Raw genomic sequence first — 25,077 nt, forward strand, 5'->3', positions numbered from 1 at the left:
CCTCACCGCCTCTGGACATCTCAATTTCATCACTTTTCAGCATTCCATCCATAATCCGTACTATTGCCTGCCTGGCTATTTTTACCTTGCCCAGGGGGACGGCTCCCAGTATTTCCATCTCTTCGCGCAGATAACCGGCCGCCCGTTTGCTCATGCACCGATAGATGCGCTGGCGAACCTCATCGGATTCACCTTTCAGAGACAGCGCCAGTTGTTGTTGTTCCACATTGCCCAGCAGTTTGCGCAGTCCATCGTCGGACAGGTTGACCACATGTTCAAAGATCAGCATCTGGTCTTCGATGCGCCCCGCCAGTACCTTGTCTGACCGTTGCAGGGAGGCCAGAAACTGCTCCCGTGAATCCGTATCTGACAGGTTGAGAATATTGGCCACCTGTTGTTCACCAGCCACCGGCAGAATATTTTCCAGCGCCTGTTCATCGAGAAAGTTTTCCAGAAACTCAACGATGGACTGCAGGGAGGAACGGGGCAGTTTATTCAGCCGGGCAATACGCCCCAGCACCTGTTCTGCCCGTTCCGGCGGCAACAGGGCAATGACCTCCGATGCCTGCTCCGTCTGCAGGCAGGCCAGCACGGCGGCCTGGAACTGGACCGGTTCCTCCTGAATCATGGTGGCCAGTAATTCCGGTTTCATTAACTGCAATCCGGTCAGTGGCTCATGGTCGCTATCAGGGGGAGACACCAGACAGCGGGCCTGTTCCCTGCCCAGGGCTTTCTGCAGGGTCTGGCGCATTTGCTGCTGGTAATCCCCCAGCAGCAAACTGGCGTTGGCGTAGTCCCGTTCAAACTGCCCCAGCAGGGTGAACAGTTGTTGCCGGTTTTTAACCTTGAGGCTGTCGGCTTTGTGGCTGATGGCCCGGATTTCAGCGGGGTTCAGGTATTTGATCACCCCGGATGCGGCCTGCTCGCCGACCAACAGCAGAAACACCGCAGCTTCTTCGACAGTGCCAGGGAGAGACTCCGCCCGGGGAGCCACGGTGGGTTTCTGGTCGGTATTTTGTTCAGCCATGATACTGATTACTGGCAATCCACTGTTTTAATACGGTGGCTACTTTTTCCGGTTCGTTCAGGGTCAGGTTACGCAGCTGGTCAATATGCTCTTCCAGGCTGGCCGGGGGGAACCGGGTGTCCGGTATTGCCGCCGTGGTTTCTGTTTCTGAGACTGTTTCGCTGGCTGGCCCGGGGCTGAGAATCCGTTGGCGAAACCAGAGGCCGCACATAATAATGGCGGCAATCAGGGCAATGAACAGTACGGTTTTTATGGCCAGATCAACCCATGGCGCCAGCAAATCTACCTTGTTTTCTGCGGGTGGGGGGACAGGTGTGGCAAAGGGCAGGATGCCGATACTGACCTCGTCACCCCGTTCAGCATCGAAGCCAACTGCCTGTTTAACCAGCGCCGTCAGTTTTGCCTGGCTTTCCGGCAACGACGGCGGGCCAAAGTCCCCGGCATTGATAACCACCGCTACGGTGAGCCGTTTTACCTGGCCCGGATAACGGGTTTCATTACTGACCAGACGATTGACTTCATAATTGCGGATAATTTTCTGTTCACCGGGCGTTTCCCCTGAGCCGGCAACCGGAGTGTTTGCCGGGACTTCTGCCACAGCGGGTAGCCCTTGCTGCCCTTGTTGAAGGTTTGTTAATCCCGGTGTTCCGGATTCTATGGATTCGCTGCGCAGCACGGTGGCGGGCCCAAACCGTTCTGAATTCTGTTCCTGCCGGTCCAGGGTCAGCTCAGCAGCCACATCTGCCCGGTAGTTGCCAGCGCCCACTACCGCATCCAGTATTTTTGCCAGCTGCATTTCCAGGTGGGTTTCTATCCGGGTACGGGCCGCCAGATATTGTCGGCTGATACCTTCATCACTGCCGGAAAGTCCATGGACTAAAGACTGACTGAGCAGGTTGCCATATTGATCCACCACCGTCACCTGCTGCTCTTCCAGGCCGGCCACGCTGCCACTGATCAGCCGCATAATGCCTTCAACCTGTTCCGGTTGCAGTCGCGTTCCGCTAAACAGTTCCAGATAGACCGACGCTTTCGCTGCCGGGCGTTCCCGAAAAAAGACACTCTGTTCCGGCACCGCCAGGTGTACCCGGACATTGCGAACCGCCTGCAAGCTGGCGATGGTGGCCGACAGTGACACTTCCAGGGTGGCCAGATAGCGCATTTGCTCCATAAAATGGCTGCTGCCCAGAGCCTGTTTTTCCTGCAGCAGAGGGGACTCTGCTGTGGCCGGGGCAACTATCCCCCCCGCCGCCATGGCCATCCGCGCTGCTGACAGGCGATCGCCACGTACCAGCAGCAGGCCATTATCCGGATTAATACGGTAGTCAATACCCTGTTTATCCAGTATTTCTACTACTCCTGCCATGTTGTAATGCTCACCCTGGCCATACAGGGGACGGAAATCCCTGTCATGCCACCACAGCATAAGACTGAACAGCAGGGCGATAACAAAGGCACTGATAACCAGCAGCCAGATCAACTGCACATTGACTGAAGTATTGGCCTGATGTCCGGGCTTCAGCAATGAAGCCAGTGTCGTTTTGATTCGAAGCCAGTAATTAGAGGCAATGGCTTTGGCATTTGGCCAGGACCATGGCGATGGTTTATTTGCGGCCATTTTTTCTGTCATCATATCTGCTGGCTGAATATTTCCTGATAACCTTCAACCAGACGATTTCGAACCTGTATCATCATATTCATGGTCTGGCTGGCTTTCTGGATAGCGAGCACTGTTTCGATCAGATTGTCTTTTCCTGATTCCAGTGCCACCATTTGCTGCCCGGCATCCAGCTGAGTGTCGTTAACATGGTTGAGTGTCTGCTGAAAAATACGGTCAAAACGATCAGACTGGTGAGAGTCCGGCAACCACTGGCCAGCTCTGCTGTCTGTCAGGGCAATGTCTGTTGGTGGAGCAATTAAATGGATGTTCATTGCTCAAATCCTGAAGTCGTTAGGGAAGGGGCAATTAAAAATTACCGGTGTTTTTAACAGCGCCGCTTTTTACAACGACACTTCCCTTAAATAAATGAAAAATGGATGAAACAAATCGAATGCATACACATAAGACATATGAAGTTTATTGAGAAGGATAGATCGTTTACCAGAGTAAGCCATCAATACGACGATAAGCATTTATTGATGGCTCATTATGGATTCCTGGGAGCTAGCTCAGAAGATGAGAGTTCAATGGTCATTGCCCCGACGAACCAGAATTAAAAACTTGCCGTCCTCCCACTGTCATCCTGTACAGGGATTGTACAGGATCCATCTCACAGGGAGGTGAATGCCCGGAGAGATGGCTATCCCTGCCAGATGGATTGTGTACAGTCCATGTACACAATGACAGCGATACTCCTCACCCACTGTCATCCTGTACAGGGATTGTACAGGATCCATCTCACAGGGAGGTGAATGCCCGGAGAGATGGCTATCCCTGCCAGATGGATTGTGTACAGTCCATGTACACAATGACAGCGGAGAACGCAGCCTGAACTGTTGACATTACTACTCCCCAGGCTCCTCAATCTACTGGCAAACGGGGAACTTATTTCGAGACAATTCCTTATTGATTTGTCGCCAGAGGGGATTTTTCCTGAGTACTTTCTTTTCCGGTTTTTCCCGGAACATTCCTTTCCAGGGAAATCTCAACCCGTCGATTTTGGTAACGCCCGGCTGCGGTTACATTATTGGCCACAGGATAACGCTCGCCATGGTGTCTGACATTAATTACCAGGGGGCGGGTGATACCGGCCTCCTGCAGATATTGTTGCAGCAACTGACTGACTGCGCTGGCCCTTTTTTTCGAAAGCTCGAGATTTTTCAACCGGCTCAGGGTTTCTCTGGTTTGTTTAAAGGGGGTATCGTCACTGTGTCCGTCGATGGTAATCCCGGTGATGGTCTTATCCACTGACAGGTAACGCACGGTATCTACCAGCCATTGTCGCTGGGCGGGATCTGGCTGAAACCGGCCGGATGGGTAATACAGGTTATAACGGCGTAACTGTTGGAAATTTCTGGGCAGCAGATTTGCCACGCAACCTGACATTTTCCGTAATGCCGGCAGCATGCCCAGGGTCGGGATACTGACTTCAATCATGGTGCCCGCCTGTCCATTCAGATTTTCCCGGGCATTCTGCCTGTCAATCTCTTTCTCCTGTTTGCCAAAAGCGGCAGGGGGTTTTATGACCAGCAGATACAGAAGGCTATGGTTATTGAGTGTCTGAAGAAATTGCCGGACAGGCTGGGTTAGCCGTAGCTCCAGACCTTCAGGTTGCATGCCCTCGGGCTTGATAAAACGGGCTATAGACACAGGTCTGCCGGAGCGGTCCTGACTATCTCCCGGCAAATACTCCTGATGCGAGCCCCAGGGCAGTGGGTCAAGCCAGAGCTGGACAACATCCGGTACCTGTGGGAACAGGGAGGATATCAGCTCAATGGTCAACTGATGCCCGGCCGAGGCGCTAATGGCCATGGCACCAAACAGGGGAACTTCCTGATACAAGCGACAGTTAAAGTATTTTTTTTCAGTCAGTTGCCAGTTCACATCATCCATTGCCACCTGGTAGGTTTCCCGGTAAAAGCGGGCTGACAGTTCGGGGCTGAGGATCATGGCCGTCAATATCAAGACGATGCACAGTGGTGTGCGATTGCCGGGCGTTCCTGTGAATATTGTGACTGGTTTCATAATGGTTTCATAACAGACTATTTGAATACTCATTCATCATAGAAAGAAATTCATGGACGTTTATCTGGAAAAAACACCAACATTGGCTATTTTCACAAGTGTTCGTTTCATAAACGCATGTTTGTTATAGCAGAGTCCCCCCCTTTTCTCAGGTTTTGGGGAAGTGGCAATAAAAACGACCGGTTAGCTCCATTATCATCTTGTACGGAATGACAGTGGAGAAAATCAACCGGTACTTTTTACAACGCCACTTCCCCAGGTGAAGGAGCGATGTTGGATGCCCCCTGTTTCGTCGAACAGCTCAATAAACCAAAACGGTCGTGAAAAAAACGGCCGAAAAAAAAACAGTCTTGAAAAGGGGAAGTCCAGAAGTCTTGAAACCGGTAGCAGTTCCGTTACCAGCAAAGACGTAGCACCCTGCCGACTGCATCGGACATCAGCTTCCGTATACCGTGCCACCCTAATCATGGCCAGTATCTCCAGCCTTTTTCCCGGCCTGATGACCAACGCTGTAAAAAAAGTGGTGGAAAGTAATACCATTAGCTCCCGTTATGATGGGAGTTGCGGTGGGAAAAATGTAGCTTATACGACAGTTGCCCGAATGCGGCAGTTCCCTCTGATTCTTTCCTACCGGTTTCCCCTGGGTGATGAAGGCAGCAGTTATGGTTATATCCTGTTCGATCAACAGCTACCCGCCTGTTTAACCGATATCAGTTTTGGTGCCAGTGCATCGCCTGTTGTCGCCGGTGCCGCCAGTGCTGTCAAAACGTCGTTTTCCCTGAGCAAAATTCACCAGTACCTGTTGCATAAAGTGGCCAGTGAACTGGCCAGAGTCTGGCTGAAAGTCTGGTCACGCTATTTTCAGAATTCGGAGGCCTCTGCTGAATGGCTGGGGGGGATTGCATCCTCTGTTGATCCTTTTCGGGAGGATTGTCTGGCCAGCCGGTTTTACCTGGAATTTTCTGAGCCGGGCAGCCAGCAGCCTCCTTTTCAGGTGCCGGTCAGTTTTTTTATGCCGGTCAATCCTCTGGGCAATGTGTTATCCGGGCAATGGGTCAATAACAGAATGTCATTGCCGACATCGTCCGCGCTTATCTCCCGCGCTCTGCTGGGCATTGGGGTCAATATCACCGCTGACCTGGTCTCCTTGTCCCTGCCCCTGGCCAGAGTGGGGCAGCTGCAGGTGGGCGATGTGATTCCCATTCCAAAACCGGAAGAAGCCGTGCTGCGGATAGCGGATATCCCCCTGTTTGATGCCATGGTTGCCCAGTACTCCGGCTACCTGACCCTGCAGATCAATGATTTGGTTTATGGTGGAGACAGTTATGACGGATACCGGTAAAGCTGAAAGTCAAAAAAATTCCGGGCAAAAAACCGGTCGTCCTTCAGCCCGGCCGGTGATTGAAACTTCCGTACTGATGCCCGGTCAGGAAGGGCCGCCAGCTCCCCGGCAGAAACAGGATGTGTCGTCCGGTCAGGCTTCCCCCGGGTCGCCCGCTTCGGCAGGGACTGAGCCAGTGACTGAGCCAGGAGTTCAGCCGTCAGGTACTGGTGTACCCCCCGAAGCCCGGGGCACCATTGCCGGACAATCGCGGCCCGTTGATCCGGAGTCCGTTAAGCCGGAGTCTTCTTTTAAGAAAGCGGAGCAAGATAGTGCCGCCGCAGGGCAGCCATCGTCGCCGGACCTGAGTCTGGTGGGCGCAGTGCCGGTCACCCTTACCCTGAATGTTGGCAGTAAGCGTATGATGATTTCAGACATCCTCAAGTTGCAACAGGGCGCTATTGTCCGGTTTGACCGGCGGGAACATGATCCGCTGGATGTCCGCATAAATGGCACTCTGTTTGCCCGGGGTGAGGTGGTGCTGCTGGGGGATCATTATGGATTGAGAATTCTTGAGATTCTGTAGTTCGATGAAAATAACGCTATTCAGGCTGATAAAAGTGGTCATCCTGCTCACGGTATTACTGCCAATGTCGTCGGAATCAGCGCCCCAGCTGCCATTACTGACGGTGACCGCCGGTGACAGTCAGCAGGACTATACCGTTAATCTGCAGATACTGCTGTTACTGACGGCTCTGTCGTTTTTACCCGGTCTGCTGATGGCCACCACCAGTTTTACCCGGGTATTAATTGTGCTGTCGATATTGCGCCAGGCCCTTGGCCTGCAGCAGATTCCGCCCACCAGGGTGCTGATTGCCATGGCGCTGATCCTGACCGCCTTTATTATGAAACCGGTGTTTACCTCAATCTGGCAGAACGCCATAGAGCCCTATCTGGAAGAACGGCTGTCGTTCAGGGATGCTGTGGAGCAGGGCAGTTTACCCCTGCATCAGTTTATGCTGCGGCACACCCGCAAGGCGGATCTGGAACAGTTTATGATGTTAGCCAGAGAGAGTGAACCCGCAGCAGGGAACCGTCCGACGATCCGGCCGGAGGAGGCGCCTTTCACCACTCTGATTCCGGCTTTTCTCAGCAGTGAAATAAAAACCGGCCTGCAAATGGGCTTTATGATCTTTCTGCCGTTTCTGGTGATTGACCTGCTGGTGGCCAGCATTCTAATGGCCCTGGGCATGATTATGTTGTCTCCCCTGGTGATCTCTCTGCCCTTTAAACTGCTGCTGTTCACCCTGGTGGATGGCTGGGGGATGATTATGGCGGGAACGGTGAGGAGCTTTAGTTTATGAGGCGCATCAGCTTAGGGAAGGGGCAATTAAAAAGCTACTGGTTAGCTCCACACTGTCATCCTGTACAGGCGACTGCATGGATGCAGGAGGTAGAGTAATGCAGGAGCAATTACCGAGATTGTACAGGATCCATTCACAGGGAGGTGAATGCTCTGCCAGGTGGCTATCCATGCCGGGTGGATTCCGTACAATCCCTGTACGGAATGACAGTGGAAAGAAAATAATCGGTACGTTTTACAATGCCACTTTCCTTATGAGGAGTTTCAGTCCGTGACGCCGGATAATGCCGTCTATATGCTTTCCCAGGCGCTGTGGACCGTTACCTGGCTGGCGGCGGTACTGATTGTCCCCGGACTGATTATCGGGCTGGTGGTCAGTATTGTTCAGGCGGCTACCCAGGTGACCGAGCAGACCCTGAGTTTTTTGCCCCGCCTGCTGGTGACCCTGTTGACGCTGTCTCTTGGCCTGCACTGGCTGGTGCGGGTGCTGGGTAAGCTTTTTTATGATTACTTTGCCACTATTGCCACTCTTCAGTGATGTTATTGCCGGTTGCCGGTTGCCAGTTGCCAGTTGCCAGTTTTTCTGTCGGAAAGTGGATAGTGAAAAAGTACCATTTTCCTTAAAAATCGTTCTTAGGATGGGTATTGTCCGTGGTCCAAAAAAGTCTGGTTCGCTTGTGCTTGTGCTTTTTCGGACAACGGACAACGGACAACGGACAACGGACAACGGATAGCGGACAACGGACAACGGGCTTAAAGTTGGGACAATTCCTGAGAGATACTAATGCCAGTCCTGAATACTGCTGATCTGGCTGGTCTGTTGAGCCAGATTGGCCTCTATTTTCTGGTCTTTTGCCGGGTCAGTGGTTTTATCATGACCTTTCCCCTGACCCGTGAGTGGCTGCCCTGGTCTGCCCGTTTGTTGCTGGCCATGGCCTTTTCGGTAACGGCGATGTTCCAGGTTGAAACCGTACCGGGTTGTGACACTTTCTCTTTAACTATGGTCATAACGGCGATCACTGAATTGCTGACCGGGGTTATTTTCGGGATGGTGCTGGTTATTTTTTTCAGCGTTTTTGCCATGGCCGGGCATATGGCCGGATTGCAAATGGCCCTGGGGCTGGCGGAGCTTAATGACCCGGCCAGTGGTGTCAGCGTTACGGTGATCGCCCGGATCTACCAGGTGACCGCGCAATTGCTGTTTGTCCTGATGAACGGCCATCTGGTGGTATTCGCTGTGCTGATTGAAAGCCTGCGGATATTGCCACCCGGCCACTTCGGCGAAACAGTAGCACGATCATCCGCCCTGCTGGCCATGACCGGCTGGATGTTTGGTGCCGGTTTGCTGATTGCCTTTCCCATTATTGTCAGCCTGTTGATGGTCAATCTGACCTTTGGCTTTATGGCCCGCTCCGCTCCCCAGATGAACCTGCTGACCCTGGGTTTTCCCCTGGCTATTCTGGCGGGCCTTACCCTGCTCAGCCTGAATATTGTGCAGTTGCCGTATACGGTGGAAAGGCATACCGGTTATGTGTTGCAGGTTTTGGGTTCGTTGATGGGTTTATGAAATTCGCAGTCCGTTGTCCGCTTCCCGAAAAAGAACGGACAAGCCCAAGACTCTGACAGGCTCCAAAGGTAATGACCTCAGACAGTAAAGATTCGGCCAGTGAAAAAACGGAAGAACCCAGTGAGCGGCAGCTGCTGAAAAGCAGGAAAGAGGGGCAGGTATCCCGTTCCCGTGATCTGATGATTGCCCTGCATTCACTGTCAGTGTTTTTATTTCTGGGTTTTTCAGATCTGGCATCTCAGGTGATGTCCGGTGTGTTTGGCGGTGCTTATCCCGGTTCGGTTCCCCGTCCGTTATCGGAAACCCTGGGAAATACCGATTTTCAGGCGGGCTGGCTGATGGACAGGCTCAGGGATGCCTTTGCCCTGTTTCCCGAACTGCTTGTTCCGGTGGCCATGGTGGTGATACCCGCTGTGGTGGCCGGAGCCCTGATGTCCGGCCCCTTTATTTTCAGCCTTAAAGTTATTGCGCCAAAAGCACAGCGGATCAGTCCTGCAGAGGGTATAAAACGCATTTTTTCCAGCAAGGGGTTGGCCGAAGTGATCAGGGCAACGGTGAAAACTCTGCTGCTGGGACTCTGCCTGTTCTTTATTATTCGCTACCATTTTGTTGAAATTATGGCGTTGAGCCAGTGGCCGCTTCGGGATGCTACTTTGCGGGGCCTCCAGATACTGTTGTCAGCAGGACTGAGCCTGTCGCTGACATTACTGCTGATCGCTGTACCGGATGTGCTGTGGCAAAAACACAGTTTCCGCAAGAAACAGATGACGACCCGGCAGCAGGCCCGGGAAAATCTGAAAGATGAAGAAGGTTCGAGGGAAAGCCGGGAACGGATGAGACGTACTCAGCTTCAGAAGGCATCTGTCGTGCGTAAGAAAATGCTCGATGCCGTACCGGGTGCGGATATTATCATCACTAATCCGGATCATTTTGCCGTTGCTCTGCAATACCGTCCCGGGGAACAGCGGGCGCCGGTGCTCATCGCCCGGGGCGTAGATTTTCTGGCGGATCTGATTATCAGTCTGGGGCGCCGTGCCGGTAAACCGGTGATGATTCAGCCCATGCTGGCCCGGGCACTCTACTATCATACTGAGGTTGATCAGGAGATTGCTCCGGATCTCTATAATGCGGTGGCGAAAATTATGGTTTACCTGTATCAGCTGAACCGCTATCGCAGTGGACAGAGCAAACACAATCCCGGGCCACCGGTGATCAGGGTGCCGGACAAATATCAGTATCTGTCAGAAGTTACCGTTGACCGTTGACCGATGACCGATGACCGATGACCGATGATAGTATCGCTGATGTTCCAGACACTAGAGAATTCTTCCAAACTAAGGAATTGTTCTTGAATAAATTCCACATTCAGGAAGGTAGCCACGATCAATTTACCAGCCAACTCCACTGTCATCCTGTACAGGGAATGTACAGGATCCACCCCACAGGAAGGTGTGGCTTGATGGCTGGCTTTCCCTGCCGGGTGGATTGCGTACAGTCCCTGTACACAATGACAGTGATACTCCCCACCCACTGTCATCCTGTACAGGGAATGTACAGGATCCACCCCACAGGAAGGTGTGGCTCGATGGCTGGCTTTCCCTGCCGGGTGGATTGCGTACAATCCCTGTACACAATGACAGTGATACTCCCCACCCACTGTCATCCTGTACAGGGAATGTACAGGATCCACCCACAGGGAGGTGTGGCTCGATGGCTGGCTTTCCCTACGGGGTGGATTGCATCAGTCCATGTACATAATGACAGTGATATTCCCCACCCACTGTCATCCTGTACAGGGAATGTACAGGATCCATCCACAGGGAGGTGTGGCTCGATGGCTGGCTTTCCCTGCCGGGTGGATTGCGTACAGTCCATGTACACAATGACAGCGGAGAATTCATCGTTATGCCCGTTGTCCGCACAGGCTCAAGTGAACCCGGTTTTATCGGACCACGGACAACGATTAAAAGTTAACCTATGACCACTGATAATATTTCTCTGAGCGAATCATCAAAAACCGCGATCCTGGCCACTCCGCTGTTGTTGCTGGTGGTTCTGGCCATGTTGATGCTGCCGGTACCACCGTTTCTTCTGGACCTGTTATTCAGCTTTAATATCGCCTTTTCGCTGATCCTGCTGATCATGACCCTATACGTCCATCGCCCACTGGATTTTTCCGTATTTCCTACCCTGCTGCTGGTGGCGACCCTGTTGCGGTTAGCCTTGAATATCGCTTCTACCCGGGTGGTCCTGCTCAATGGCCATGAGGGCCCGGCAGCCGCTGGCAAAGTGATTGAATCCTTTGGCAGCGTGGTGATTGCCGGTAACTATTTTGTTGGCCTGCTGGTGTTTATTATTCTGGTGATCGTCAATTTTGTGGTGATCACCAAGGGCGGTAGCCGGATATCAGAAGTAACCGCCCGGTTTGTTCTGGATGCCATGCCCGGAAAGCAGATGGCCATCGATGCCGATTTGAATTCCGGGGTGATTGATCATAACGAAGCCAGGGTAAAAAGAGAGGATATCACCCGGGAAACGGACTTTTATGGTGCCATGGATGGTGCCAGTAAATTTGTTCGGGGTGATGCCATAGCCGGTTTAATGATTCTGCTGATTAATATTCTCGGTGGTGTGACCATCGGCATCTGGCAGTACGATATGGCTGGGACCGATGCGGCGCGAGTTTACGGGCAGCTGACCATTGGTGATGGCCTGGTGGCTCAGATCCCTTCACTGCTGTTGTCCACGGGTGCCGCCATTATGGTTACCCGAATGTCGGGTACGGCGGATATGCACCATCAGGTGCGCCAGGAAATTATCTCACAGCCGAAGGCGCTGGTGGTGGCTGGCGGTGTGCTGGCAGTCATTGGCCTGGCACCCGGTATGCCCCATGTGGCTTTTATTGTTCCGGGTGTGCTGCTGATGATGCTTGTTTATGGTCATGCGACCATGGTCAAACGCTCACTCACTGAGCGATCCCGGGTAGACACAGCCAATGAAACCGTTACGGGTGCAGGAAGAACACCGGGCTGGCAGGATATTGCCCCGGTGGACCCCATTGGTCTGGATATTGGCTACCGAGTCATTGGCTTGCTTGGTTCTGAAAGGGAGGGGGCTGAGCGACCTGCCGAACAACAGACCCAACTGGCTGAGCAGATCCGCAACCTGCGTCAGGAAATGTCACAGCAATTCGGTTTTCTGCTGCCCATGGTGCATATTCGCGATAATCTGGAGCTGGATCCGGAGAGCTATACCATCCGCCTTCATAATATTGAGGTGGACCGGTTTTCGGTACAAATTGGCCAGCTGCTGGCCATTGCCACCGACGCCGCCCGGCCATTAACGGAGGGCAGGCCTGTCAGAGAACCGAGCTACGGGCTCAATGCTCTCTGGATTCAACCGGATGTCAGGGAGTCCGCCATCCATTCCGGTTATACCGTGGTGGACTGTGCCACAGTGATTACCACCCATGTTGGCAAGGTTATGGAAGATCATATCCATGAGTTGATCGGTTTTGAGGAGACTCGGGGATGGCTGGAACATCTACGTCAGTCGTCGCCAAAACTGTGTGAAGCGCTGGTACCTGACAAGCTATCCATGGGCGTTTTGATGCAGTTGTTAAAAAAACTGTTGCTGGATCGGATTTCCATCGGCGATAGTCCGCGAATAGCCGTGACCCTGCTGGAAATGACCGAACAGCAAAGCGATTTGCTGATGCTGCTCAGACAGGTTCGGATTACCCTGCGCCGGCAGATTGTTGAGCCCCTGATTAACCGTCAGGCACTGCCCTGGCAACTGTCTGTGTTCACCCTGTCCCCTGAACTGGAAAAGATGCTGCTGATGGCCCGGGAGCAGGCTAGCCGGGACGTTCTTTTTTCGGAAGAAACCTTTGCCATAGAACCGCAGTTGTCCCTGCAGTTACAACAGAATATCCCGGCGTTGATTACCCAGGCCAGCCAACAACCGGTTGAGCCAGTGTTGCTGGTGGCTTACCAGTTGTGGCCGCTGCTGTCCCGTTACGCCAGAATAGCCACCAACCGCACTTTGACGGTACTGACATTCCAGGAAATACCGGACGACCTTCAGGTTGAGATTATTGGCCAGCTGGGTTAGGTCAGGATTACAGAGTTTCTGTTATTTCGTCGGTGATCAATGGCTCACCCAATCTGGCAGGCGTTAAAAATAACGAAGGTTGTATTTGCACCACGTAACGTAAATTATCAGAGATTTCCGCAATAGGTTCCCGCCCCACCGGCATACACTAAAACCCTTACGATATCTGTCGTAAGGGTTTTGTCGTTTATAGGGCCTGTATTCAAAGGGTTGGCGGTGTCACGCTGAGGTTTACGGCCTTACAGTTTTTAAGCTATTTCCACCCATTTTTCTTACCTTTCTCTCTTATCTCTGAAAAACCGTGGTCCACAGCCTTCGACGAAATGCAGCGTTTAACTAATTGATTATATTGTGCTTTTTCTGTTGTTCTCGGTATTGTAGTTTTGTGAGTTCGCGACTGTGCCGGCGGTAGGGGCTCGGGACTGGATGCGAACTTTTTGCTGTTGCATCACTCCAAAATCATGGCTGATTGTTAGGGTTATTTGTCACTCTCCATTTCAAGGTTGCAGATCCCAGAGAGAAAATCCAGATAGGAGAAATGGCAGCTACACAATTCATTGTGGCCGATATTTCTGAAAAGTTTATGCCTTTCGTAGTAAGGGCTGTAGCTAACAGCTCAATGTAAGGGTTGCTTGAGTTACCCATGTAGCAGCCTATTAGCTTGAGATACTTTACACTCCTTAGTCCGCTTGTATGCAACATGTCCGCAAGAATTTGTGGTGAATAAAAGGAAACGTATTGGCTTATTTCATCGTTAAGTTCTTCTCGTTCATCACTACTCAACTGCTTTGGATCTGATAATTTCTCCATTGCGTGCTTATAGGCTTGATGGTTCGCCCCATGTCCTATAATCGTCAGAGTATGCATGTTTTGTGATAGGAAAGAGTCGTTCCGGAAGTCAGTAATGAATTCTATCTTTCTGTTTTCTAGAGGGATAACCCTGTTTGTCAGGCAGGAAAGGTATGCTCTGCCAAGTGATATTTTTTCAAAAAGTCCAAGGATCTTGTTACTATAGACATGTTGTGGTGAGCGATAGAAAAAAGAGTTATCAGGCCGGTTCATCACTAAAGTGGTATTACATTTATGCTCTTTTATGGTTTTTGCCATTTGCAGGGCGTTGTCTGGATTCCAGTCTACAGGGGCAGTGCGACAGGCTAGGTTACTACTGATTGATGGGATTGATGGGATTGATGGGATTGATGGCATTGGAAGAATAAGTATCGTCGTATTTGGTTAAGATTTGACATCTATATATCCTTAAAGTTCATATTTAATAGGTGTTATTTTCGCTGTATTTTCTGGTGTTGGTATACCCATCAGTCATCTGGTGAGGCTTCTGGAACTGCGATCGCAAGTTTTCTGAAGTGTTCACGTTGCTCTGTCCAGAGCATGGGAAACGGTTTCATGCAATCCTTCAGGGTAAGCACCCACGCCCCGGTGTTGCAGAGAATGGCTTCCTGAATATCCGGTGCCAGGCAGGTCAGACGGATCAGCTTGTCCACACGGCTTTGGTCAGATACCCTTTTTGGTTGATGATTTCACAGGTCTGGATGATGGATCTGGTTTTCACAAAGGTCTTGAAGATCAGTTTCACCAGCTCGGCTTCCACCGGATTTACTATTAGTTTTCGCTCGTTAACGTCATACCACCAGTGGTGGATTCCCACCCATCCACATCCCAGCATGGTCGGCTGCCGCAGGCCGAGCCGATGCGCTTGTTAGCCGACAATCTGCCTGGCCTGACTACTAATTGGATATTACTTCTGAAAAGGGTCTGGTCCACAAACAATCATTCCATACCGTTCCGCAGCTTTTACAGTTTTACCCATTTCTTCTACAGAGGGGACAGGCGGTTCCTCCTTTCGATCAAGCGCAGGCACACCAAACTCAATAAACAATTGTTCCAATCCTGCTGGCTGAACATGCACGATCATCTCAACTGTTTCATTACCAGCTGGCTTAAATACCTTGGGAACGTTGCGTGGAACATGAATACTCCCACCTTCCTCAATGACAAATGTTTCACCATCTACATAGGCCAGAACTGTGCCTTTCAGGATGAATAAACTTTCTTCCAGCTTTCGTGTCGATGAACAGGAGATGAACAGGAACAGGTGCATCATTAGGCGGCATCTCGACATGCCAAGCTGCAAACTCACCATTTGTTTCATCACCAGCCGTAATGATGCGAAAAATACAGCCTAACATGTAGAATGGTGGATGGGCTGCAGGGCCTTTAATCACGGTATTACTCTTAAGTGTTTTTAATCCGGTTTTTTTGAGCATGATTTCACTCACTTCACGGATATCAGAGTGGCTAACGACTGCATGGCCGGCTCCCGTAAGCAGTCCGAGCCGATGCGCCTGTTACCAGTGAGGCACGGATGAACTTCGCATGGCACGGGACTTCAAGCCATACCAAAACCTGAGATTAACTGAGATCAGGGCTACTGCAAGAAACCAGTCTGTTTTTTTTTGAAGTCTGAACCACTTCACGAAACCATTACCGTAATGGACGGTGTTTTCGCTGGCGTGGCACGAGGAAAAAAACACTGAACCTGTTCTGCCTGCATTCATTAACCGTCAATTATCAAAAATGCTGATGAAAAAGCCCAGAACATTAATACGCTCACTCTTTACTGATGGAATCCGGAGCTGTTCCCCTTTCTGCTTCCAGACATAAGGAATACAGGATTCCAGAAAGAATCCTGAGAAATATTTTGGTAAGTTTAAAAGTATCCAAATATAAACCATCATCAATATCATCATTGCAGGCAAAAAATTAAAATAAAATCACCCAGTTCAGTAATCATATTTTTTCTTCATTTCCTTATTATGCTGTTCCTCGCCTTTGACCGCCTGCGTAAATTAAGTCTTTTGAAAGGCGGATTCTAAAATTTTTGGCAACTACCGGTTCAACAGCTCTGCATTCGTTGGGTATTTCTCAAGTAACTCAACAAGTTTCCTGGCGCCTTCTACAGGTTTAAGATTGGTCAGTGCCCTCCGCAAAACTATTACCTTTTCGATATCTTTCGAATTTAGAAGAAGCTCCTCACGGCGCGTGCTACTTTTAGCAATATCCAGCGCGGGGAAAATCCGCTGATTCGCAATCTCCCGTGATAAAACGAGCTCCATATTACCGGTGCCCTTGAACTCCTCAAATATCACCTGGTCCATCCGGCTTCCGGTATCAACGAGTATGGTTGCCAGAATGGTAAGCGACCCACCATTCTCAATCTTTCTAGCTGCGCCAAACAGTTTTCGTGGTATTTCCATGGCTCTGGCGTCAAGCCCACCCGACATGGTACGACCGCTGCTCTTTCGCTCTGCATTATGTACTCGTGAGAGCCTTGTGAGAGAATCAATGACAATCATTACATTATGACCTTCACCAGCTTTCTTGAGGGCGGTATTTAGAAGGTCATTGGCCACACGGACGTGTTGCTCGTAGCTATCATCCGAGGATGAGGCGTACACTTGCGCCGGCACACTGCGCTTAAAATCAGTCACCTCTTCCGGCCGCTCATCAATGAGTAACGCATAAAGCTTTATCTCGGGATAAGCCTCACCCACCGCCTGGCAAATATGTTTTAAAATGGTCGTTTTCCCGCAGCCCGGCGGAGCAACAATCAAACCTCGCTGCCCCATTCCGATTGGCGTGATCAAATCCATCGCGCGCGCGGTGAGTGTCTGAGAACCTGATTCCAGGTGAATACACTGAGAAGGGTTAACGGCTACCCCATTTATAAAGCACTTCTTTGGATCATCATGAGATACATCCCTGACCACCTTATCGACTGGTTTGGAGTCTGTATTTCTTTTCACCTTCAAAGACAATGTTTTTCTCGTCATGATATTGGTTTAGAGCTCTAGGAAATCAAGTGTTTTCGACGTGTATACAGATAGCTAACGCCGCGGGAATGGGTATCTGGAACAGAGCGAAACGACGTGTAAGCTGTCCCAGTGAGCAGAGCGAACAAAATTAAGCGCCTTGTTATGGCTTTTGATTACTCGGTAGTTCACCGATTTTATTCCAGTTGTATTGATCGTTGAAAAAAGGGGGGGATACAACCACAACTAAGAATCATAAATAATTGTCACCCCCCTTTATTCTATTATTTCTGCGCACTGACTCCCATCAGATGCTCGACCTTTTCCACGTGCCTGAAGCCGACCGCTTTGAGCCGGCGGATGACGCCGTCGACAAAGCTGCTTCCCTTCTTTACTACGTGTGGATTTCCGGTGTAATGAAAAAGCCGTCCGTCCCGGCGCAGAACCCGGAAGATCTCCCGGTAGAACTCTTCGCTATAGAGCTCTCCAGCGAGGGAAAAACGCGGTGGATCGTGAATGACCGAATCGAAGGAGTTCGCAGGCATTGTGCCTGTCAGCTCAAAGCTACTGCCCTGGCGTTGCACAATCCCCTCTTGCCCCAAATCGTTTGACCAGGGGTTCTGCGCGCACAGCCCCATTACCTCCCGGCTCAGCTCGATACTGAGTACCTCGCTTGCACCTAGTCGGTGGGCAGCGATGGCCGCGTAGCCCAGTCCGCTGCAGCAGTCCAGTACCTTGTCACCCTTGCGCACCGCCTGTTGAGCCATCTCGGAGGCACTGGCAAAGGGGTCGATTCCCTTGGAGATGTGCATCTTGACGCCGCTAATTTCCAGCAGAGGTGCTCCAGATGTGGGAACGAGCTTGTAGTAGCCAGAGCTGCGGTCTTCAAGCGGAACCATACCTCCATCGCGACAGAGGTAGATTCTCTGTGTCTTCTTGACGATTCTTTTGAGCTCGTCAATGGAAAGTCGATTGTTTTCGTCGAGCACCAGGCCCTGGTCACTTAAGGAAAAGTCCCGTTCCGAAAGATTCAGGTCAGCGGAGAGCCGGACGCAGGACAGTCCTTTGGCTATGGCCTCCAGCGCCTGTAGGGCATTTATTGTATGAAGGTAGTAGCCGGGCATATCGTTTGTCTGTCTAGTTAAATACTGGCCGAATTATACACGCTTCAGCGTTGGGGACTTACTTAAATAAGCCTTTACGCGGATCCTGAAACATACCCGTTCAGTCGATGCTGTCAAGTGGCCGAATGTCCGATTTTGGTTATTAGCAAGTCAGCCGTAAACCCTTGCCTTTAGGCGCTAGAGTCCTCAGGTCCAATGGGCGGGGATATAAGATGGGAACGCGGCGAGCGTTCCTCCAGATGATCAATAAAAAACTTAGAAAATATTGTGCAATGAGTTGCAAATAAACCATATAAGGAATCTGCCAGTCAAACTGGCCGTCGAATCCGAGCAAACAGTAGAGATCTGGGGTTAATGTTAACATCCTGCATACATGGGTAAGTAAATTTCATCTGGGCCGGGATGAGTTTACCTGGCTCAATTATCTGTACGATGGGTGTCGCAGTAAAAATAAGGGAAACTACAGGACATCCATAAATATAACCATAAGAAATACTTGGCTATGTTTATGGATGTCCTCGACTCTCTACTGGCTATGTTTATGGATGTCCTCGACTCTCTCTCGACTCTCTTCCTCGACTCTCTTCCTCGACTCTCTACCTGGACTCTCTTGCAGGACATCCATAAACGACTCTCTTGCAGGACATCCATAAATATAACCATAAGGGGAAACTACAGGGAAACTACAGGACATCCATAAATATAACCATAAGAAATACTTGGCTATGTTTATGGATGTCCTCGACTCTCTTCTTATGGATGTCCTCGACTCTCTTCTTATGGATGTCCTCGACTCTCTTCTTATGGATGTCCTCGACTCTCTTCCTCGACTCTCTTTTTATGGATGTCCTCGACTCTCTCTGGTGGAAGCGGGTGAAGAATTCGCTCTGTTCTTTGATGGCATGAACGAAGCGCAAACTGGCAACGCAGTCAGCCTGACGATGCACAGGATTAAGTTTTCACCCGTCCAGGGCGTTCCTTTTATCAGCGATGAGTTTGCAGAGATATCAATGGAGTTTGAGTTGTTGAGAGATACCAGCAAAACAGGTACTGGTATCTCGCAGTTTATGAAGGTGGTGCAGGCGCTTTAGGTTTGTGTAGCCCAACAACTCCACTTTATTCAGGAATTGTTGGGTCGAAAATTGCTATAAGGTGATTTCTCAATTGATCTCTATCTTCTAGATCTTTTAGCATATCTATTAATTGTTTCGAATCGTTTTGATTCATGCCATCAACAAAATCAGTTAATTCGATGTTGGTCATATTCATTTCATTAAATAAAGTTCTCCAGTTTGGGGCAATTTTTATCTCACCCATATATCCATCGATAAACGATCGATTGGAACCGACATCTAACGAGAATGTTTTTTTATTTTCTAAAACACCGTAGATTACATCAGATATAACATCCTCTGTTTCAACTTTCCAGCATGAATATACTTTTTGTATTTTACTTTCATAGTCACTGTCTTCAATTGGAAATGATTCAAACCCTGGAAGCATAGCACCTTTAAATTCCACATTTTCAAAATCACAATTACTATTGAATGCGTGATAAGAAGGTGCATATTTTAACTTGTCTTGACCAATTTCTTTGGGTAGGTATAATTCTTTATCTTTATCTTTATCTTTATCTTTAACTTTGTCTATCACTTTTGAATCAACAGCGTTAGAAATGATTTTGTTTGTGAATTTTAATTGAAGGCAGTCTCGAAGTGAAAGTTTTTTGGCAATCGTTTGTATTAATTCACAAGGTAAAGCCGAGAAATGATCTGATGTATTTAGCTCAGGCGATACGTCATATTGTCTGTAGACAGCGAGTGGTTTCGCAAAATTTACGGGTAAAGAACCACAAGTAAAACCTTTCTTTTCATTCGGTTCCAAACTTTTCATGTTTTTCGTTAGGCGTTCCATAATTTCTTCTTTATCATTTCATTCTTTACTCCTTAGGAATTGTCCTTAAATTACTTCGACATTTTGTTCTTCAAACTCCTGCGCGGAGGGATGGGTTGAGGAGGTATGTCGGTTTTATTTCGGGACCATTCCTTACTTAGAATACTAAAAACCTTAAAAGTTCAATCTACCCCCTTCTAACTCTTCGGACGTTTCCTGCCTGCCACAAAAAAACATAACTCTCATGCTGACCTGATACCCAGACAGGAGTCAAAGATAAGTAGGAGGAGCTTTGCTTTCGGATAAACTGACTGTACGTACAGTTATGTTTATTTGATTAACCGATTATCTCCAGCTATACCAAGGCGTAGCGACAGGATCGCTGCTATTTAAAAAATGGGTGATTGTTTGCATTTCAACATTTATTGCTGAAAAACTCGGGAATACCACCGACGGCTGATGTATTGGTTATAAAAGAGTTTGAACTTATTCATTAGCCAATGGTCAAAATATTCAATAGCAAAGGATCACCTACTTATGGCCAGCAGCAACAGCGTTCTAAATATCGTTATCCGGGCTCGGGATTTAGCTAGTTCCCATCCAGAAACGCTGTAGGTCCCGCATGGCATGCGGTCAGGTCTAAAAAATGCATTTTGTTTTGACACCTGCTCCGCACGACTTTCGGAGCCTGTAGCGGAGTTTATGCGATTTTTACGTAAATTTTAAGCACCTTGAATCTCTATAGCCTACGTGTCCCAAGGGCTAGAGTTTCTGGGTGGGAACTAGCTAAAGGAACCCTGACCAAAGTCACCGCCCGCCTTCGCACCATGGGCAGAGCCAGCCAGAAGAGAGAAGTAGGACAGTCATAGAAAGAAGTAGAGAAAGAAGTAGGACAGCCACAATTTTAAAATCCAATAATAATTTATTTGTTATAAAAACTAACAAATAAATCATCATCAGTATTAACCATCCCTGAATCCAAGTGATTCAGATATTACTATTGGGGGAGTAAATCCAGTTTTTGGATAAAAACTAACAGACAGGATTCTGGTTGGGGCAGGCTGAACCAGCACTACACCGATTAACTTCTGGTTTCCATGCGGCAGCGTGGGAATCCATATCCATGACAGACTGAAAATCAGAAAGTCCCGTTCCCACGAAGAACATGGGAACGGGACTTTTGTTGTGACAACCTCTCAATCCTGTTTTAACGGTTCAAACAGTACACTCAGATCTTCAGCCGTAATGGACGGTTTTTTCTTTCCCGTGCCATCACCGTAGATGGCATCGGCAAGTGCCTTTTTCTTCTCTTTCAGTGCCTGGATTTTTTCTTCCACGGTGCCTTCTGTGATTAATTTGTAGACAAAGACCGGTTTGTCCTGACCGATGCGGTGTGCCCGGTCGCTGGCCTGATCTTCCGCCGCCGGATTCCACCAGGGATCGTAGTGAATGACAGTATCGGCGGCAGTGAGGTTAAGGCCGGTTCCGCCAGCCTTCAGACTGATCAGGAAAACAGGTACATCCCCCCTCTGGAATGCCTCAATGGGCTGTTTTCGGTTGAGGGTCTTGCCCGTTAGTTTTACCCAGGGGATACCTGCCTTTTCCAGTCGACACTCAATAAGCGACAACATACTGGTAAACTGGGAGAAGAGTAGAATCTTCCGTCCTTCTTCTACCATGGGTTGAACCAGGTCCATCAGCAGGTCCAGTTTGGCTGACTCTTTAACATCTGCGGCCTGCTCCAGTTTAACCAGGGATGGATCACAGCAGGCTTGTCGCATCTTTAACAGTGCATCAAGAATAACAATCTGGGAGCGTGCCAGACCCTTTTTTTCAATTTCTTTCTGTACACGGGCTTCCATACTGGCGCGAATGGTTTCATAGAGATCCCGTTGCTTGCCATCCAGCGCTGTGGTGCGAATGATCTCGGTTTTGGCGGGTAGTTCCTTCGCCACCAGGTCTTTACTGCGGCGTAACATAAACGGCGCTATGCGTTTTTTCAGTTTTTCCGCCTGCTGCTGGTTACCATGCCGTTCAATGGGTGTGCGATAAAAACGAGTAAACTGATCCCGCGCTCCCAAAAAACCAGGCATCAGGAAGTCGAACAGTGCCCAGAGCTCGCCCAGGTGGTTTTCCATGGGGGTGCCGGTTAAGCAGAGTTTGTGTTCCGCTCTCAGGCAGCGAATGGCTTTGGCGCTTTTGGCATTGGGGTTTTTCACTGCCTGGGCTTCGTCCAGGGCCAGCAGATGGAAACGGGTTTTCGCCAGTTGTTCAAAATCCCGCTGAATAATACCGTAACTGGTGATTACCAGGTCGGCGTCCTTTATTGCCTCGCTGTCCCGGCTCGAACCATGATGGATATGCACCTTCAAATCCGGCGTAAAGCGGTTAGCCTCATGCTGCCAGTTATGCAGCAGGCTGGTGGGGCACACCATCAGGCTCGGCGGTAGTTGATCACCGAGTCGTTTTTTTTCCAATTGCAAATGGGCGAGGGTTTGCAGGGTTTTACCCAGACCCATGTCGTCCGCCAGTATTCCGTTCAGTCCGTACTCCCGCAGAAACTGCAGCCAGGAGAGACCGTGTTGCTGGTAGCTGCGCAGTTCCGCCTGCAGTTCTTTTGCCGGTTTAACACTCTTCAGTCGTTTAAAGTTTTTCAGTTTTTTGCTCAGCGCCAGCAATTTTTCGCCACCGGCCCAGGGCAGATCGAGCTGTTCATACAGTTCCTGCCAGATTTCCGCATGGTAACTCTGCAGCTGATATTCATTTAATGGCCGATCACCAAACAGCTCCAGCAGGGTTCCGGCAATCAGTCTTAAGCGTGCAGCGGGCAGCTGGATGAATTTACCACCGGGTAAGGCTACGGGAATCAGAGCATCCTCTGGCATCTTTTTCAGATCGTCCAGTGTGGGCAGCTGGTTGATCTGACGAGCGAGCAGTGGCAACAGGTCGATGGATTTACCATCAATGGTGATGCCGAGGCGCAGGTCAAACCAGTTGTTTTCTGACTCATCCAGTTCGGCATACCAGTCATCGTCGGAGATGGCTTCAAACTGGAAAGGGAAGTTGTCGTCAATTTCGATGGTCCAGCCCTGCGCTTCCAGATCCGGCAGGGCATCGGTCATAAAGTGCATCCAGTGTCGACGATGATCGGCACCCGGCAGCGCCATGATCAGATCATAGGGCTTTAGCGCCGGGTGTTGCCGGATAACATCGCTGTGGCGCTGTAATGCGGGTTCCATCCAGGGTTCCAGCTGATGCATGAACCCGTTTTCTTCTGCTTTCTGGCGGGGGATAACCTGATGGTCGTTATTACCGGATGGCAGTGTGTCTTGAGGGCTGCCCAATGGAATACGTTCGTCGTTATAGGTAAAGAACAATTTGGCTCGTGCCAGTTGCTGATCCGGATTTTTGCCGCCTAATGGAATGGCGTCCAGCTGCAAAATGGGTTGGGGTGACACGGTTATAGCCGTGACCTTTTTCGGGAGCTGCACGCTTTTGCGTTCTTTCCCTTTTTCTTTTCCTTTAAAGAGCGATTTCAGGGCTTTGCTGGTCTCTTCCACCCCGGTCTCATCCAGGGGGGGAGCCTCCAGGATGGCACCGAGTAAACGTGCGTCGGGCAAGTGCGTTAATTCACCACACTCGACCTGATCATGGGTGTTTTTTAGATAACAGGGTGGATCGGTGGGTAGCAACTGCAAAGGATAGCCTGAGCTGGCATCAAATAATGAAGGGCGTTGAAGACCCTGGTCATCGAGCTGCCAGCGAATTTCTCCCTTTAGTGGTTGCCCCTGCTCAACGGGCAGACGTTTTTCCATATCGACCAAACAACGACGGGTTAGTAGTATTTTATTGAGAAGCTCCCTGCCTTCAGGCCCCTGGAGGCTGATTTCACCATCGTATAAATCAATTCTGTCCTGAATATAAGCCAGCTTGAGAATATGCTTATCACTATCCGCCATGCTAGCGGGCCAGTTGTTATGGTGCAGACAGTTGTAGGTACTGGTATAGATCGTAGGCTTACCAAAGCCTCCTTTCTTTAAATAACGGGACAGGTAGGGTTGAGCCAGAATACCACCGCTGTATTGAGTTTCTTCCAGGATATAAACAACACAGTTATTATTTTTTCCTGTGCCGGATTCTGTTGATGACAGGGCTTGCTCTGAGACTTGTTGAGCAGTGGTTTTCAGGTGATGCAACCAGCTTGATCTTCGTTTTTCCAGTACCGATTGTTCTGCCTTCTGGTTATTTTTAGTAAGCGACTTGATAGTGGGGTTTTGACACTCACCGATCAAGTCATTGAGATGAGCAGCACCAAATGCTTCCTCAGCCGCTAAAAGCAACGCCAGTGCATGTTTACAATCGACGCCAACCGGACAGGAACAAAATCCAGATATGGGATCTTCATCCGGGTCATCAAATAACGGTCCCAGGGTTACCTCGACCTCATAGTTTTGCCCGCGACTCCCTCTGACCTCTCCATACAGTTCGTTAGTAATTTCGTTCAGGTTGACGTAGAGCACTTTACTCTTTTTAAAGTAATCCTGCCCGTTCTTCAGGGTGTTGGGTGTAAATAGTGTGTTCAGATTGATGTTCAGTTTGGTCATTTGATGAGTGGTGAAGCTCTGAATGAATTTGAATACTAATGATTATGCGTGATGTTCCTGCTTAATAAAACAGGATGTGAGGCTTTGAGGCTTTGACAAAAAATCCTGATCCTTAGTTCAATGTTTTTTCATGGCATTCACCCGGAAGTGGAAAAAAAGAAAAAGGTGTCAAAGAAAAAGGTGTCAGGTCTTTCATTTTGAATAAATTCAAGAATCAAGATCTGACACCATTTCCGGACACCATTTCCGACACCATTTCCGACACTATTTCCGTTACTCTGACTGTTCGTCCTGAGTAGATGTCTGCATATTTTTTTCTTGAAATGTTCCCCCTTGTTCAGTCCAGAGCACAGGGAATGGCTTGAGGCAGTCCTTGAGCGTCAACTTGCACTTTGAAACTCAGGTCATAAAATATGGGTAAGGTGGGAAATTAGAACAGTATCGGGATTGGGTATTCTACTTTCTGGAAAGTTGGCTCTGGTACAGAACAGCCGCTGAGCGAGCAATTGACGACTGGAAACGGTTTCCTGTTGAACCTCCAGGCTGATAA

The 25,077-nt window shown here is 49.6% G+C and carries 21 protein-coding genes; 9 read left to right on the plus strand and 12 right to left on the minus strand.

Annotation, left to right across the window (positions count from 1 at the left end):
* From RM811_RS15195 to fliE, 3 genes are all read right to left on the minus strand, one after another.
* On the minus strand, nt 1-1,027 hold a 1,027-nt coding region (locus RM811_RS15195), incomplete at its 3' end, for a flagellar motor switch protein FliG (RefSeq protein WP_402525892.1).
* Complete coding sequence (fliF, locus tag RM811_RS15200) at nt 1,020-2,660, minus strand: flagellar basal-body MS-ring/collar protein FliF (protein WP_402525895.1); 1,641 nt, start codon at nt 2,658-2,660, stop codon at nt 1,020-1,022. The genes RM811_RS15195 and fliF, both read right to left, overlap by 8 nt.
* Nucleotides 2,657-2,959, minus strand: coding sequence for a flagellar hook-basal body complex protein FliE (gene fliE / locus RM811_RS15205; protein ID WP_402525897.1), 303 nt, complete (start codon nt 2,957-2,959; stop codon nt 2,657-2,659). The genes fliF and fliE overlap by 4 nt, the downstream gene beginning before the upstream one ends.
* Nucleotides 2,960-3,064: 105 nt before the next feature.
* On the opposite strand from fliE, the gene RM811_RS15210 reads away from it, so the two are divergent.
* Nucleotides 3,065-3,244 carry a hypothetical protein gene (locus RM811_RS15210; RefSeq protein ID WP_402525900.1) on the plus strand — a complete coding sequence of 60 codons (180 nt, stop codon included), beginning with the start codon at nt 3,065-3,067 and terminating at the stop codon, nt 3,242-3,244.
* A gap of 346 nt (nt 3,245-3,590) precedes the next feature.
* Here the strand turns inward: RM811_RS15210 and RM811_RS15215 are convergent, their stop codons facing one another.
* Nucleotides 3,591-4,712: an OmpA family protein gene (locus RM811_RS15215; protein WP_402525902.1), complete on the minus strand. Its 1,122-nt coding sequence runs from the start codon at nt 4,710-4,712 to the stop codon at nt 3,591-3,593.
* A 277-nt stretch (nt 4,713-4,989) separates the two neighbouring features.
* On the opposite strand from RM811_RS15215, the gene RM811_RS15220 reads away from it, so the two are divergent.
* From RM811_RS15220 to RM811_RS15250, 7 genes are all read left to right on the plus strand, one after another.
* A complete protein-coding gene (locus tag RM811_RS15220) occupies nt 4,990-6,054 on the plus strand; it encodes a FliM/FliN family flagellar motor switch protein (protein ID WP_402525904.1) in 1,065 nt (354 codons plus the stop codon).
* Entirely contained in the window at nt 6,038-6,619 is a 582-nt protein-coding gene (locus tag RM811_RS15225; RefSeq protein WP_402525907.1) for a FliM/FliN family flagellar motor switch protein, read from the plus strand. The genes RM811_RS15220 and RM811_RS15225 overlap by 17 nt, the downstream gene beginning before the upstream one ends.
* Before the next feature lie 4 nt (nt 6,620-6,623).
* A complete protein-coding gene (fliP, locus tag RM811_RS15230) occupies nt 6,624-7,397 on the plus strand; it encodes a flagellar type III secretion system pore protein FliP (RefSeq protein WP_402525910.1) in 774 nt (257 codons plus the stop codon).
* Between the two features lie 270 nt (nt 7,398-7,667).
* Complete coding sequence (locus tag RM811_RS15235; protein WP_402525912.1) at nt 7,668-7,934, plus strand: flagellar biosynthetic protein FliQ; 267 nt, start codon at nt 7,668-7,670, stop codon at nt 7,932-7,934.
* 246 nt (nt 7,935-8,180) lie between these two features.
* Nucleotides 8,181-8,963: a flagellar biosynthetic protein FliR gene (fliR, locus tag RM811_RS15240; protein ID WP_402525914.1), complete on the plus strand. Its 783-nt coding sequence runs from the start codon at nt 8,181-8,183 to the stop codon at nt 8,961-8,963.
* Nucleotides 8,964-9,034: 71 nt separating this feature from the next.
* Complete coding sequence (locus RM811_RS15245) at nt 9,035-10,228, plus strand: flagellar biosynthesis protein FlhB (RefSeq protein ID WP_402525917.1); 1,194 nt, start codon at nt 9,035-9,037, stop codon at nt 10,226-10,228.
* Between the two features lie 712 nt (nt 10,229-10,940).
* Complete coding sequence (locus tag RM811_RS15250) at nt 10,941-13,076, plus strand: flagellar biosynthesis protein FlhA (protein WP_402525919.1); 2,136 nt, start codon at nt 10,941-10,943, stop codon at nt 13,074-13,076.
* 459 nt (nt 13,077-13,535) lie between these two features.
* Here the strand turns inward: RM811_RS15250 and RM811_RS15255 are convergent, their stop codons facing one another.
* From RM811_RS15255 to RM811_RS15280, 6 genes are all read right to left on the minus strand, one after another.
* Entirely contained in the window at nt 13,536-14,183 is a 648-nt protein-coding gene (locus RM811_RS15255) for a hypothetical protein (RefSeq protein ID WP_402525921.1), read from the minus strand.
* A 209-nt stretch (nt 14,184-14,392) separates the two neighbouring features.
* Complete coding sequence (locus RM811_RS15260; RefSeq protein WP_402525924.1) at nt 14,393-14,578, minus strand: hypothetical protein; 186 nt, start codon at nt 14,576-14,578, stop codon at nt 14,393-14,395.
* Nucleotides 14,566-14,742: a recombinase family protein gene (locus RM811_RS15265; protein ID WP_402525926.1), complete on the minus strand. Its 177-nt coding sequence runs from the start codon at nt 14,740-14,742 to the stop codon at nt 14,566-14,568. The genes RM811_RS15260 and RM811_RS15265 overlap by 13 nt, the downstream gene beginning before the upstream one ends.
* Before the next feature lie 90 nt (nt 14,743-14,832).
* Nucleotides 14,833-15,246 carry a cupin domain-containing protein gene (locus RM811_RS15270; protein WP_402525929.1) on the minus strand — a complete coding sequence of 138 codons (414 nt, stop codon included), beginning with the start codon at nt 15,244-15,246 and terminating at the stop codon, nt 14,833-14,835.
* A gap of 736 nt (nt 15,247-15,982) precedes the next feature.
* The gene (gene rho, locus RM811_RS15275) at nt 15,983-16,927 is read right to left on the minus strand and encodes a transcription termination factor Rho (RefSeq protein ID WP_402525931.1); all 945 of its coding nucleotides are present in this window, start codon (nt 16,925-16,927) and stop codon (nt 15,983-15,985) included.
* Nucleotides 16,928-17,190: 263 nt separating this feature from the next.
* Nucleotides 17,191-18,030, minus strand: a complete 840-nt coding sequence (locus tag RM811_RS15280; RefSeq protein WP_402525933.1) for a class I SAM-dependent methyltransferase — start codon at nt 18,028-18,030, stop codon at nt 17,191-17,193.
* A gap of 731 nt (nt 18,031-18,761) precedes the next feature.
* Here RM811_RS15280 and RM811_RS15285 point away from each other — a divergent pair.
* Entirely contained in the window at nt 18,762-19,121 is a 360-nt protein-coding gene (locus tag RM811_RS15285; protein WP_402525935.1) for a hypothetical protein, read from the plus strand.
* Nucleotides 19,122-19,146: 25 nt separating this feature from the next.
* Here RM811_RS15285 and RM811_RS15290 read toward each other — a convergent pair whose 3' ends face one another.
* A complete protein-coding gene (locus tag RM811_RS15290; protein WP_402525937.1) occupies nt 19,147-19,944 on the minus strand; it encodes a hypothetical protein in 798 nt (265 codons plus the stop codon).
* A 1,175-nt stretch (nt 19,945-21,119) separates the two neighbouring features.
* The gene (locus RM811_RS15295) at nt 21,120-24,527 is read right to left on the minus strand and encodes an SNF2-related protein (RefSeq protein ID WP_402525939.1); all 3,408 of its coding nucleotides are present in this window, start codon (nt 24,525-24,527) and stop codon (nt 21,120-21,122) included.
* Nucleotides 24,528-25,077 lie beyond the last annotated feature (550 nt).

This window comes from Endozoicomonas sp. (genome assembly GCF_031844845.1).
Taxonomy (GTDB): Bacteria; Pseudomonadota; Gammaproteobacteria; order Pseudomonadales; family Endozoicomonadaceae; genus Endozoicomonas.

Excerpts from the sequence above, each read along its gene's own strand:
- RM811_RS15225 (WP_402525907.1), top strand. The coding sequence starts at position 6,038 with ATGACGGATACCGGTAAAGCTGAAAGTCAAAAAAATTCCGGGCAAAAA.
- RM811_RS15220 (WP_402525904.1), top strand. The coding sequence starts at position 4,990 with ATGCCCCCTGTTTCGTCGAACAGCTCAATAAACCAAAACGGTCGTGAA.
- RM811_RS15270 (WP_402525929.1), bottom strand. The coding sequence starts at position 15,246 with ATGAAACAAATGGTGAGTTTGCAGCTTGGCATGTCGAGATGCCGCCTA.
- RM811_RS15295 (WP_402525939.1), bottom strand. The coding sequence starts at position 24,527 with ATGACCAAACTGAACATCAATCTGAACACACTATTTACACCCAACACC.
- fliF (WP_402525895.1), bottom strand. The coding sequence starts at position 2,660 with ATGATGACAGAAAAAATGGCCGCAAATAAACCATCGCCATGGTCCTGG.
- RM811_RS15255 (WP_402525921.1), bottom strand. The coding sequence starts at position 14,183 with ATGGCAAAAACCATAAAAGAGCATAAATGTAATACCACTTTAGTGATG.
- RM811_RS15245 (WP_402525917.1), top strand. The coding sequence starts at position 9,035 with ATGACCTCAGACAGTAAAGATTCGGCCAGTGAAAAAACGGAAGAACCC.
- RM811_RS15290 (WP_402525937.1), bottom strand. The coding sequence starts at position 19,944 with ATGGAACGCCTAACGAAAAACATGAAAAGTTTGGAACCGAATGAAAAG.
- RM811_RS15280 (WP_402525933.1), bottom strand. The coding sequence starts at position 18,030 with ATGCCCGGCTACTACCTTCATACAATAAATGCCCTACAGGCGCTGGAG.
- RM811_RS15285 (WP_402525935.1), top strand. The coding sequence starts at position 18,762 with ATGGATGTCCTCGACTCTCTTCTTATGGATGTCCTCGACTCTCTTCTT.
- fliP (WP_402525910.1), top strand. The coding sequence starts at position 6,624 with ATGAAAATAACGCTATTCAGGCTGATAAAAGTGGTCATCCTGCTCACG.
- RM811_RS15215 (WP_402525902.1), bottom strand. The coding sequence starts at position 4,712 with ATGAAACCAGTCACAATATTCACAGGAACGCCCGGCAATCGCACACCA.
- RM811_RS15250 (WP_402525919.1), top strand. The coding sequence starts at position 10,941 with ATGACCACTGATAATATTTCTCTGAGCGAATCATCAAAAACCGCGATC.
- rho (WP_402525931.1), bottom strand. The coding sequence starts at position 16,927 with ATGACGAGAAAAACATTGTCTTTGAAGGTGAAAAGAAATACAGACTCC.
- fliR (WP_402525914.1), top strand. The coding sequence starts at position 8,181 with ATGCCAGTCCTGAATACTGCTGATCTGGCTGGTCTGTTGAGCCAGATT.
- fliE (WP_402525897.1), bottom strand. The coding sequence starts at position 2,959 with ATGAACATCCATTTAATTGCTCCACCAACAGACATTGCCCTGACAGAC.
- RM811_RS15210 (WP_402525900.1), top strand. The coding sequence starts at position 3,065 with ATGAAACAAATCGAATGCATACACATAAGACATATGAAGTTTATTGAG.